This is a genomic window from Mucilaginibacter xinganensis (assembly GCF_002257585.1).
Taxonomy (GTDB): domain Bacteria; phylum Bacteroidota; class Bacteroidia; order Sphingobacteriales; family Sphingobacteriaceae; genus Mucilaginibacter; species Mucilaginibacter xinganensis.
The window spans coordinates 1,008,663-1,021,249 of record NZ_CP022743.1 but is presented as its reverse complement, the minus strand read 5'-3'; the positions used below and the strand labels follow the sequence as shown (position 1 = coordinate 1,021,249).

The following is a 12,587-nucleotide window of genomic DNA, read 5'->3' as shown; positions in this document are numbered from 1 at the left end:
CTACTCTTTTTTGTGCTAATTATCGAATCTTAGTTACTGGGATTACTTGAACCCCAAATTCACGGAAACAACATCCGAAACCAAACCCACATTTTGTTTATAATGCCCGTATCTTATCTCTACCTCATGTAAGCTCTGCCAGCCTAACACTCCTTTTGGGGGTGCAATACGGAAGCCTACACCGTAAAACTGGCTATTAAATTTTGCATATTCATAATTACTGGTAAAATAAGTTTGTGTGGCATTATTCCCCTCATAAGGCGCAAAATACTTTGCCGCTGTTTGGGTATAATACCTGTAAAAAGGAGATATGGAAAAGAATGGCGAAACTTTATAAGCAACCTCAAGGTTTGCTGTGTTTGACTTACTTCCCCAGCTATCAGTGTAGTATCGGTAATAAGAACGCAGGATAATATTATCACCCAGAAAATAATTGGCCCTGAAACCTAATGGCAGCTTAAATCTGGAAGACGGCAACCGCTCAATGGTATCTTTACCGTTTGAAAAATACACCCTGTGAAACGGCAAACTCAAAAAACCCTGCTGTGTAACCACATCGGCAAGAAACATAACCTGTAGCCTTGATGTTACAATTTGTGAGTATGAAAAAGAAGCAGTGAACGTATTTCTGGGGCTTGTAGGAATTTTAGGCTTTGAATAATCGTCGCCTGAGCTTAATACCGAGTTACCGCTGGCTGTGGTGACGTAAGTTGTCCCACCACTTGAAACTGTAGTTTTGGGAACAAACTCTGATGGATAGATTAGTGTAACATGATCAAAGTATCCTTGCAGCTTTACGCCAAATTCCCCCATTTTATTATGGGTTTTAGCTGAGAAATGCAGATCGGCACCTAATGATTTATAGTTGTACTCGCCTGAATAATACGATCCGATACCAAAGCTGGTCCCTTTTTTTTCATTTTCGATGGTCCAGTCAAGTGAAGGGTAAATCCTGCTGCCGCCAGCGTTTGATGCACCGGTTGTTGAAACATAGGCGGCCGAGGCAGAGGTATGGTGATCAATGCCAAGGCCAACTGATAGTGTGTTTTTATGAAGCGCTCCGTTTAACCAAACAAGCTTAAGATCTAACCCATTAGAAAAATCCGTTACTTTTTCGGTGCCGATTCCCCCGGTTACAGCAGAGTGATCACCATTTTGCTTATAGTAACTCGATACCAGGTTTATCTCATCCACCCTTAAGCGGCGCGGCCGGTAATCACTGGTGTCAGGCTCAGTCGGGGCAGCTAAACTAAACCCCGGTTTAAGCTTATGGAAAACGGTATCTTTTGCAGTTTGTGTTTGGGCATACGCATGCATGCGGCATATCAGGGAAAACCCCAACATGGATAAATATATTTTTTTCATTAAGCTAAGGAGTCTGAATGGTGATTAATTACAGCCGCAGCCGCCGCCGGTTTTACCCGCATTTGCGCCCGATGCACTTTCCCGGTACGATTGGAAGTTCAGTTCGTTCTTCTCAACCTTTCGGTTACTTAATGCCATTTCAGAATCGTTGATCCTGTTTTTTTGATATTCTTTTAGTTGAACACATGAGGTAAGGGATGCCGCAAATAGCAGGCATCCCGTTAGTTTAATCAGCCTGTTAGCCATTATTTTATAGGGGTTTTAATTAAGATTTATATTTTTTGAAGTATATAATTTATCATCGTCATCAATAATTACGGCTTCAATATCAGCCATTTGATTAATCAGGTCCAGGCCTGCATACACACCCATAATAGTTACCGGCGTTGCCATTGCGTCAGCAATTTCAGCGTTAGTTGTAATTATGGTTACACTTTTAATGCCGGTAACGGGCATCCCGGTGCGGGGGTTTATGGTATGCGAGTACTTTTTACCGTCAATAACCGCAAACTTTTCGTAGTTTCCTGAGGTGGCCACAGCAAGGTCAGAAATAGCGAGGTAGGAGAAAATCTGGTTGGAAGCATCAGGATTTGCGATGCCGATGGTCCATTTTTTGCCGTCCGGTTGAAGCCCCCAGGCTGTAAGGTCGCCGGATGCATTAACCACACCGCTTGTAACCCCCTCATTTTTCATAATCAGTTTAGCCCTTTCGGCAGCGTATCCCTTACCAATTCCGCCAAATCCAATTCGCATGCCCTTCTCCCGTAAATAAATGGTGCAGTTTTCCTTATCCAGAACAATGTTGCGGTAGTTTATCAGTCTTACCAGCTTTTTTGCAGTAACCTCGTCGGGCAAGGCGGTCATCTGCTGATCAAAGTTCCACAGTTTTTTATCAAGGGAGCCATAACTAATATCAAAAGCCCCACTGGTAACTTTCGAGATCATTACAGAGCGTGCAACCAGGTCAAAGGTTTCCTGGCTTACAGCCACAGGTTTTATGCCGGCGTTGCTGTTAACCTGATTGGTTTCACTATCATCACTAAAGGTAGTCAGCAGGCGCTCTATCCTTTTAGTTTCATTAATCCCGGCATCAATCTTTTCATTTGCCCACGTTTCATTTTGGGCAACTACACTTAGTTCAAAGCGGTTACCCATCAATTTGCAGCTTCTTTTAAAAATTTGATTTGCCGGCATTACCTGTACAATTAGAAATTTTGATTTTCCTCTAACCTTTGTAGCATCAATGTTACAGTTGAAATCTGAAGACAGGATGAAATTCACACAGAAACAAGTCTATTCCTATACGTTTTAACATTTATTAACATATTAAACATCAAACCGTTGTTTTATACCGGTCATATATTGTCAAAACCTCGCAATAGCGGTAACTACCCATAGTTGCCTGTTTTTAATTTTATATTAATAATTACCGTTTTATACTTGTTATTTTGCTTTCAGTAGAAATTTAATGAAAGCTAAAGCGGTATTCATTTATTTTTCTTCAACAGATATTTATTTAGTCCAATATGGCCAGAATAGAATATTCAACTTATTAACAATTAGTTATATTCAAAAAGTAGCAAATAAGTAACACTGCATTTAGAAATTCTGGTGTTAATATTGAAAGAAACTGCAAAGCCTTCCGAATAACAAGTTTACAATCAGGCTGGTAAGGGATCGGTAATAAACTAACCTATAATAGTTTACCCAAAATGTCGTATTCTTAAAATAATTAAAACATTTGTAATTTATTGTGGATATTACAGCAGGCTTGACCAGGCTATTCCGTTCACTTTAGGGCACCGAGTTGTGTTGATAAGAAGAAAAATCGCAATCGACAATCAGAAAGTTGAGGGGCTCAAAGTGTACCGAAAATGCCTGTTTTTAGTTTTCGGAATAAGGTGGTCAATGGCTTCGGAATATCCACTTAAAGGTCTGACGCAAGTTTTAGTAGGATTTTTTTTCACGAGTATTTGTTAGCTGCCTGAGAATTACCGAACCGGGCACCTGATAGATCCCTTGTTTTTTGATGCCAAATTTAGATCGATTCGAGTAGTGGAGTTCGGGTTGCAGGCCGGACGAGAACTAAAATTCATATATAACCTCAATAAAATCATTATATGATGCCGACAAGATATTACAAACCCGAGTTAGACTTACTGCGTCTTTGTGCATTTCTATGGTGACTTCCGCAAAGAATTTGAGAAAGAAATCACCAGACACGAGCTTGACGCAGGTAGTTACAGGACGAGAAACCGAAAGGTTTCGGGTTCAGACAGTAAGTGGATATACCACACCTTATTGACCCCAGTGGGCCAATTCTAAAATGACCACCCTTAGTGCTTAAGTTCAGACCTATAGATAGAACAAGATAAATTAGCAAGAGGGGTCAACACAAACGTTCTTTCCAAGCTGGTAATGGAATTTTTTTTAATGGCCGAAGTACCGAAACCGGATACTGAACAGGCAACAGACAGGCTCAACTGTAGCGTCCGCTGATCAATATATTTTTGATTTATAACGTTGATTGGTCTAACCATTTTTTTAACTGACCCGACTTTTCTCTGCTAATCAGTACGCCATCATCTAAAGCTGGAGCGATTTCAACTTTTAACTGCCCATTAAAGGACTGATGGATCTTATGAATGGATTTTAGTGAAACAATAAACTGGCGGCTTATTCTGAAAAAAGTATCGGGGTCCAGTTCTTTTTCCAGTATTTCCAAAGTTTGATCGATCATATACCGTTGTGAACTATTTGTGATCAGAAACGTAGCTTTATTTTCCGAAGTAAAATACGCGATATCATTTGCCATAACCAGGATATACTTGTCTCTGTAAGCAACTAAAAACCTCGAACGATAAACAGGTTGTTTCGCCTGCATATTTTTGATCAGGCTCAGCACACTCTCGTTACTTCCCAATCCGGCAATAGACGTGGCTTTAGCAATACTTTTCCCCAACTTATCGGCCTCTAAAGGTTTTAACAGATAAGCCACCCCATTTACCTCAAAGGCCTTGAGCGCGTATTCGTCATAAGCCGTGATGAAGATAACAGGGGCCGTGATGTTAACTTGGTTAAATATCTCGAAACTCAAACCATCAGTCAGCCTGATATCCATAAAAATAATATCCGGTTGTTCATGTGATTTCAGCCATTGTATACTAGCCTGGACTGTTTGCAGGGTCGCTGTTATGGTAATATTCCTGTCTAAAGTTTGAAGCATTTTTTCGAGTCTTTGTATGTTAGGGAGCTCGTCTTCTATAATTAAAACATTAGGCATAAGGATTTTTTTTAAAAATTATTCGAATTGATTAATGGAATCTCTACACTGAAAAAATGCTCATCAGCTGTGACAACAGGTGATAAACTGCTCATCAGGCGGTAACGTTCTTCTATGTTTTTAAGCCCCATATTCGCACTAACCACTGGGATAGCTTTGGGCATTTTATTATTCTCAACGACCATTGCTTTCCCTTCAGGAAAGTAAATATGAATATTAAGCGGCGATTCTGTACTGAACACATTATGCTTAATGGCATTTTCTATCAGTAGCTGCAGCGTCAAAGGAGGCAGGCCAGACAGGGCGGCCAATCCAACTTCGTCTATCCTGACATGAATACCGTTCCCATAACGAATCTGATACAAAAACAAATAAGCTTTTATAAATTCCAGTTCCTCGGTTAAAGGTATCACATTTCGTATCCTGTTCGTCAGCATATACCGGTAAATAGACGATAACTTGGCAACATAGGAAACAGCCGTAGCTGGCTGATCTTCTATTAACGCGGTTACTATGCTCAGGTTATTAAAAAGAAAGTGCGGGTCAAGCTGTAATTTCAATGCATCAAGCTGCGCCTGTGTAGTCAGCTGCTCCATTTCCAATGACTTCAATTTGGCATCATTCCAGCGGTAAAAGAAGTACTCTGCTGCAAAAACGGAGGTGATTAATAAAGAAAAAATTACACCAACGATAACAGTTTGTCTGAACATCAGCTCGTCATAACCAAAATAGTGAGGAAACTTGATTTTAAAAAATAAACTGAGCACCAGGTAAACAATAATGACGTGTAAAGAAAACTGGATACCAAACCTGCTTTTGATGCGACCATCCCAGGGATACCATTTATTAAGCAATGAGGTTAGCTGGATACCTGTCTCAAACAGCGCGGTTGCATAAGCTACACTGAATATAAATTCCAGGATAAAATCACCGAAAGCATAATACCGCCAGCTGTTTAAGGTACGGGCAGCAGGATTGATCAATACCAAAACCAGATATAATACCAATCCGAAGCCGGGATAGCCATATATCCTGTATAACCGATAGCTGTGTTTATGCATACGCTAAAATAGAGAGAACTATTTGAAATAATCAATTTACCCTTGTCCAGGTTTCATTAAAGCTCAGGAAGCCCCATTTAACTTTAAGATTCAATTCTGTAACTGCCTCGTTGATTGTAAACCGGCCATGGTAGGTTTTATTATCTTTCGGGTCGATCACAATACCTTCGAAAATTTTGGTGTTTACCGGTTTTAGATCTTTAGCAATAATTTTGTTGTTGTCTTTTTTGTCCTTTTCAGTTTCGGTATTGATCTGTTTGGCCATGAATACCGGGCCTTCCGGATAGAATTCGATAATATCTTTATCCGGGGTTTTCCATTTACCAGCTATAGCAACCTGCTGAGCGCGGGAAGTTAGGCCGAAAAATACGGAGAAGAGGATAGTCATAAAAATAGGTTTGTGCATGATCATAAATTTAAGGGTGAATTATAAAGGCGCTTTGATACCGATCATCGTACTGATTCCGCTCAAATGCGTACTGGATTTATTGGAAAGTTCAGGTATCGTTGATCCCTGGCATTCCAGGAAAAATATAAATGATTTGGATACCTTGAAATTGATACCACCGCCAGCGTTGATATACATATAAGTTCCGGAGCCGGTAGTGTAATTGACGGTATTTGATGTATTAACAAATGATGTGGCAGGAACATCAATAAAGGATGCCCCGGCACCAGCTAGGACAAATGGCTGCCAGCGGCCAAAGTTATGCTGATAACCGAAAGCCAGACCCAGATTTGTGCTGTTGGCCTTGGCATCAATCAGCGAGTTGATGGCTCCAAAGTTATTTTGAGATTTAAAGTCTACTGTGGTTTGACCGAGTTGCAATTTCACAAAATAATTTTGGTAATAGTTAAGCTGTAGCGCAGTCATCGCATTAGATCCAATCAATGTTTTAGTATTTTTGACCTGATCATACGGAATAAACAGGCCCACTGAACCTCCGAAATCCAGATACAATTTTCGGGCTGTAGGATCATCATTGCTCTGGGCACGGACAGTTGACACAAGTGCGCCGACAAACATCAGCGTAATACAGAATTTAATTTTCATAAAGGGGGTTAAATGATCCGGTAGCACTACCGGCGATTGGTGATATTCAAGGTATTCTAAAAGATTTAAAGTATGTTCCCCGTAGCTTTATAGTAACCGGCGACGGCGGTGAGGTATTCAAAAACACTTTGGGTATAGTCGTTATCCGCCTGAACCAATTGTAGTTCGGCGTCAGCCACGTCGCTGTATTTGGCGAAGCCCTTTTCCCATCTTGCCTGGATAAAGGCCAATGCCTGTTGCCTGGCTGACCTGATATTTTGTTGGCATTTTATTTTTTCGGCATTTTCTGCGATTAACAGGCGATTATTACGGACTTGCAGATTCATTTCGTTCTCCATCAAACTACGCTCGGTGAGCACCTGTTCCAATGCAAGCTTACTTTGCGTTACCCTGCCATTTGTACGAAACCCCGTGAAGATGGGGATACTCAGTTGAATCCCCACATAAAAGCTGTTGGGCACATTGTAGCGGCTGAAATCGAAATTATCCGATTGTGCCTGCAAGGAATACTGGCTGACAAAGGCCAGTGAAGGCAAATATTTAGACTGTTCATTTTTGACCTGCTGGCGCGCGATTTGTGTTTTCCAGTCGTTGACCTGGAAATCCGGTCTTTTGTCCCTGATCAATGCTGAGTCATTTACTACATGGGGTGACTCACCTAACACTTCCGTGCCTACGGTATCTGTCAGCTCAATTTCTTTATCCAACGATAGGTTTAAAAGAGATTTAAGGTAATTACCGGACTGCGCTACGGCTGTTGTCGCCTTGCCATAATTGATCTTCGTCAGCTCCATATTACTCCAGGCATTCAGGGTATCGCCTTTATTGGCATAGCCTTTACCGAATAATAGGCGGCTGTCTTTGAGATTACGTAGTGACCTGTTTAAGGCGGCATTGGTCAATACCAGGTTCTGTCGGACAATTAAAATATTGAAATAAGCTTTCCTGATCTCGTCGGCCAGTTCCCAGCGGCTTAATTCTATGTTGGCATCGTTTAATCCCAGGTTCAGTTGTGCCGAATGCACGTTGCCTGTAACTTCCTGGTTAAAGATTGGCATGCTGACATTCAGGTTACCGGTGTAGGCGTTTTTAGAAGAAGCAGGTATAGCCTGCAAATTCCTGCTGTCATAAGTGATCTGCGATGCAGCATTGATACCGAATGTAGGAAGAAAGAATACGGCAGGCTTGATATTCCTCAGGTAATCTACCGTGATCCCAACTTGTGGGTATTGATAGGACTGCGCTTCTTTCAGGCTATATTTTGTTTTCTGAGCATCGATCTCTGCCAGTTTGATCTGCTGATTAGCACTCAGCCCAATGCTTACTGCATGTTTTAAAGAAAGCGGCATTTTTTGTTGCGCATGGGCGGTGCCTGCGCAACTCAAGCTAATTACAAGGCCAATGAAAAGGGTAAGAGTAGTTACGGCCTTATTTTTCAATAACTTTCTTTGCAAAAAGCCGCCTAGGCTGGCTTTTAACCTCATCATGGTGTTGTAGACCACGGGTACCACCACCAGCGTTAAGAACATGCTGCTGCTCAATCCGCCGATCAGTACCCAGGCCAGTCCGCTACTGAACGCAGAGGAACCGCCTTTGGCCATAGCCAGCGGCAACATGCCGATCACCATAGCCAGCGTGGTCATCAATATCGGGCGAAACCTGGCCTTACCTGCCTCTATGAGCGCTTGGTTGACTTTGCCCACTTCCGATTCGCCTTTTAGAATATCGTTTGTTTTGTCTACCAATAAAATACCGTTCTTGACCACCAGCCCCATCATCATGATCAGTCCAAAAATCGAAAATACGTTCATGGACTTGGCGGTGAGCGCAAGTGCCAGCAGGGCACCTGAGATAGCCAGCGGGATAGAAAACAGGATCACAAACGGGAACAGCCAGTTGTTATACAGGGTTACCATGATCAGGTAGATAAGGGCGAAAGATACCAGCAAGGCTAAACCCAAATCGTTGAAGGCATCTCCCTGTTGTTCCAAATCGCCTTCGTATAAAACTTTCACGTTTTTACCCAAGCCAATTTTGTCAATTTCGTGTTTAATATCCTCACCCACATCACCCACCGGGCGGCCCGAAACTTGTGCCAGCAAAGTGATACTGGGTTGCTTGTTCCGCCGTTCAAGGCCCGAGGGGCCGGATTGCTGAACGATCCGGGCAAACTGGCTAAGGTACACCAAATGGTTATCGGCATTGATGAACGTGAGTTTCATCAGCTGGTCAGTTTGATTACGGTCATCAACATCGAGCTGTATCCGGGTATCTGTCTCCTTGTCATGGTCACGAAGCTTCAATTGGTCGTTGCCATAAACAGCCATCCGCGTAGCATTTCCCACCTCTTCGGTATTTAACCCGAGTTTGGCCATTTTATCCCGGTCTGCAACCAGCTTCATTTCCAGCTTACCTAAGTCAGATGATAGCCTCGGGCTAACCAATCCGTTAACGCTGCGAATATGGTTAAGAACAACAGCTGCAGCAACATTCACGCTATCCCTGTTGGCTCCGGTAATCAGTAGTTGTACAGGCGCTTCATTGGCACCAAACAAGCCAATGGGTGAAACCCGGCTTTTAACACCGGTAACCTGCATAGATAAGGCTTTCAGGTCCCTGGATAATTGCGACAGGGTTTTCTTCCTTTCTGTTTCAGGTACCAGCGATACATTGATGGTGGCCAGGTTAGCACTGTATTTTTCATTAAAACCATCATTCTGATACCCGATATTGGAAAATACCTTGGTAATCTCCGGAACTGATTTCAATTTATTTTCGATGACCCTAACGGTAGAATCTGTTTCTTTTAGTTGAGTGCCGGGCTGCATATCCACAAACAGGGACAATTCTCCTTTATCTGCTGCCGGCAGAAATTCAGTACCCACGGTATTGGAAGTGAGTAATAATAAAGAGCTGCCAAAAATGGTAGCTGCAATCAATCCGATAACAATTTTGTGGTTGAGGCCCCATTTTAAAAGCTGGCCGTATCCATCGGTGAGCCCATGTATTCTTGCCTCGAACCAAAGCCCAGCCTTGCCGAAGATCGCTTTTGGGTCCAAATGCTCCAGCTTGGCGAAACGCGATGCGATCATGGGGGTTAGCGTGAAGGAAACAACTAAACTGGACAAGGTAGATACGACGATCACCAGTGAAAATTCCTTGATCAAACTGCCAACCAGGCCCGGTACCAGTGCCATAGGCAAAAATACAACCACATCTACCAAGGTGATAGATAAGGCTGCAAAACCGATCTCGTTACGGCCATCCAATGCGGCATCCCGTTTATCCTTTCCTTTTCCGAGGTGATGGTAGATATTCTCCAACACCACGATGGAGTCATCTACCAGTACACCAATCACGAGGCTCATAGCCAATAAAGTCATCAGGTTAAGCGAATAATCCAGTGCATACATCATGATAAAGGCGCTGAATAACGAGGCTGGTATGGAAACCATAATGATCAGGGAATTGCGAACGCTGTGTAAAAACACCAGCATCACCAGCGCCACCAGCAGAATGGCAATACCCAGGTCGTCATATACCTGGTGTGCCGCCTCCAGCGTAAATTCGGAGCTATCCTGCGCCACATTAAATTTGATCTTTTTACCGGCGTATTCCTGTTCGATCTTTTGCAGTTCTTCTCTTACAACTTTTGTTACTTCCGCGGCGTTGGCTCCGGATTGTTTATTTATAAATAAAGCTATTGATGACTGGCCGTTAAGGCGACTGCTGATCTCTTCTTCCTTATGGCTGATCTGCACAGTAGCGACATCCTTCACACTCAGGCTGCTGCCATCCGGATAATTTTTGATCTTTAAATTTTTTACCTGATTGGTATCCGTCAACTTACCGCCCAATTTAACACCAAACTGCGCATCCTTATCCTTGATCGTTCCAACAGGGTAATCAACATTGGCTTTCCTGATCGTTTCATAAAGATCGGTTATGGATAATCCGGTGCTGATCAGTTTGTCCTGTTTAGCCAGTACTTTGATCTCTTTTGGAGTGCCTCCAAGGATCTTTACCTTACCAACACCTTTTACTTGGGCCAAACGGGGCTTTAGCCGGTTATTAACCAAATCATATAATTCGGGTGGTGAGACGGAGGCGGTTACGGCCAGTTTTAGCACCGGCAGGTCGTTCACATTGAATTTCTCGAGTACTGGTGCTTTAACCCCCTCCGGGAAATCTGCCAGCGTACTGTTTACAGATCGCTGCACTTCCTGCATAGCTTGGTCGGGGCTCGCATCGGCCATAAATTCAATGGAAACGACAGAAAGGTTATCTGCTGACAAAGAATTTACTTTTTTGCTTTTACTTACGCCTGAAACAGCATCTTCAATTTTTTTGGTGACACTATTTTCCACATCCTCGGGCGAAGCACCCGGATATGCTGTAATCACAGTAATAGTTGGTGTAGCCAGGTTGGGCAACAATTCATATTTTAAATTCTGGTAGCTGATGATACTTAGGCCGCCCAGGATCAGAAAGAATACGACAAATAAGATCGGCCTTTTAATGGCCAGTCCGGTGATGCTCATAAAAATAGAATTGGAATGATTTAAAAATTATTTAACCGGCTTACTTTTGGATCGTAAGCCATTGGATCTTTTTGCCGGATTCTACATTCAGCAGGCCTGATGTCATCACAGTATCTCCGGCTTTTAACCCGCGGGAGACGCCCAGGTAAGTATCATATTCTTTTCCAAGAAAGATGGGTGTAAGTACCGGGTGGCGGGACTGGTGGATCAGGTAGACAGCTGCCTGCTTTTTTTCATAGGTTAAGGCGGTACGGGGTATCACTAATGCCTTTGATCGTTTGTCTGCTCCAAAAACAACAGACACATTCATACCGGCCAATAGTTTCTGCGGATTATCATTGATAATTCTGATCATTACCGGGAATGTTTTGGCGGCTGAAGCAACGGGTATGATAGCAGATACCTTACCTGTATATATTGAACCAGGATAGGCATCAGCCCTTACAGTTACTGCAGCTCCCTTTTTAAGACGGGAAACTTCATTCTCCTGTACAAATACATTAACCAATACTTCTTTCAGGCAGGCCAAGGCACCCAGGGCCGTACCTGGAGTAACGTATTCGCCCTGGTTTATTTTTTTATCGACAACCGTTCCGCTTTCCGGTGCCAGTATCAAGGTCTGGCCCACCTGTTTTTTGCTGATATTTAATTGAGAAGCGGCATTCTGCATTTGCAGTTTAGCATTCTCTACTTCTACTCCGGAGGCATTGCCTGAATCCTGAAGGTCCTTCAGGTTGGCATAATCACTTTTGGCTTTGTTATAGGTATCCTCGCTAATCTGATAAGATGAAAAACGCGTCGATCTATCCACCTTAACCAAGGTTGATCCCTTGGATACGGTATTCCCTTTTTCAACGGTAGAATAAACAACTTTACCATCTGTTTCTGCAGTTAACGTAATGATTTCCCCTGCTTCCACTGCTCCCCTATAGGTGTATGCATCTGAGAAATTTATTTCTTTTACTAATGTTGCTCGCGCTGCATAACCAACTGTTTTTAGCTCCTGTTTAATTTCATTTTGAACAACTTCCTGATTACTGCTCAGCTTAGCCATGACACCTGTAAAAACCAGGGCTGAAAGCCCGATGAAGAGCATTGGTTTGTAGTATTTTTTTATAGAATCCTGATACATCTTGCAAAGTTTTGATGCAAAAATGTACCACTTTAAAGGCCTATTTTATTTTAATTGACCGAGTTGACAGAGTTGGTTACTGAACTTTCACTATCGTTGGATGAATATTGTCATCCTCCCTTAATCTGGTATAATCAAATTAAACTACACC

At 42.6% G+C, this 12,587-nt stretch carries 9 protein-coding genes; all 9 read right to left on the bottom strand.

Translation table 11 applies throughout. The features are described 5' to 3' along the window. Nucleotides 1-42: 42 nt before the first annotated feature. The 9 genes from MuYL_RS04480 to MuYL_RS04440 all read right to left on the bottom strand — a co-directional run bounded on the left by MuYL_RS04480 (nucleotide 43) and on the right by MuYL_RS04440 (nucleotide 12,436). The gene (locus MuYL_RS04480) at nucleotides 43-1,365 is read right to left on the bottom strand and encodes a DUF3570 domain-containing protein (RefSeq protein ID WP_094569387.1); all 1,323 of its coding nucleotides are present in this window, start codon (nucleotides 1,363-1,365) and stop codon (nucleotides 43-45) included. A 24-nt stretch (nucleotides 1,366-1,389) separates the two neighbouring features. Further along, nucleotides 1,390-1,611, bottom strand: coding sequence for a DUF4266 domain-containing protein (locus MuYL_RS04475; RefSeq protein WP_094569386.1), 222 nt, complete (start codon nucleotides 1,609-1,611; stop codon nucleotides 1,390-1,392). 15 nt (nucleotides 1,612-1,626) lie between these two features. Then, a complete protein-coding gene (locus MuYL_RS04470) occupies nucleotides 1,627-2,520 on the bottom strand; it encodes an FAD:protein FMN transferase (RefSeq protein WP_245845774.1) in 894 nt (297 codons plus the stop codon). Nucleotides 2,521-3,880: 1,360 nt separating this feature from the next. Further along, nucleotides 3,881-4,648, bottom strand: coding sequence for a LytR/AlgR family response regulator transcription factor (locus MuYL_RS04465; protein ID WP_094569384.1), 768 nt, complete (start codon nucleotides 4,646-4,648; stop codon nucleotides 3,881-3,883). Between the two features lie 11 nt (nucleotides 4,649-4,659). Then, nucleotides 4,660-5,709, bottom strand: coding sequence for a sensor histidine kinase (locus tag MuYL_RS04460; protein ID WP_094569383.1), 1,050 nt, complete (start codon nucleotides 5,707-5,709; stop codon nucleotides 4,660-4,662). A gap of 31 nt (nucleotides 5,710-5,740) precedes the next feature. Next, a complete protein-coding gene (locus tag MuYL_RS04455) occupies nucleotides 5,741-6,115 on the bottom strand; it encodes a DUF2147 domain-containing protein (protein ID WP_157740593.1) in 375 nt (124 codons plus the stop codon). A 21-nt stretch (nucleotides 6,116-6,136) separates the two neighbouring features. Continuing rightward, the gene (locus MuYL_RS04450) at nucleotides 6,137-6,763 is read right to left on the bottom strand and encodes a hypothetical protein (protein ID WP_094569381.1); all 627 of its coding nucleotides are present in this window, start codon (nucleotides 6,761-6,763) and stop codon (nucleotides 6,137-6,139) included. 65 nt (nucleotides 6,764-6,828) lie between these two features. After that, nucleotides 6,829-11,304, bottom strand: coding sequence for an efflux RND transporter permease subunit (locus tag MuYL_RS04445; protein ID WP_094569380.1), 4,476 nt, complete (start codon nucleotides 11,302-11,304; stop codon nucleotides 6,829-6,831). Between the two features lie 40 nt (nucleotides 11,305-11,344). Further along, nucleotides 11,345-12,436, bottom strand: coding sequence for an efflux RND transporter periplasmic adaptor subunit (locus MuYL_RS04440; RefSeq protein ID WP_094569379.1), 1,092 nt, complete (start codon nucleotides 12,434-12,436; stop codon nucleotides 11,345-11,347). Between the last annotated feature and the right edge of the window lie 151 nt (nucleotides 12,437-12,587).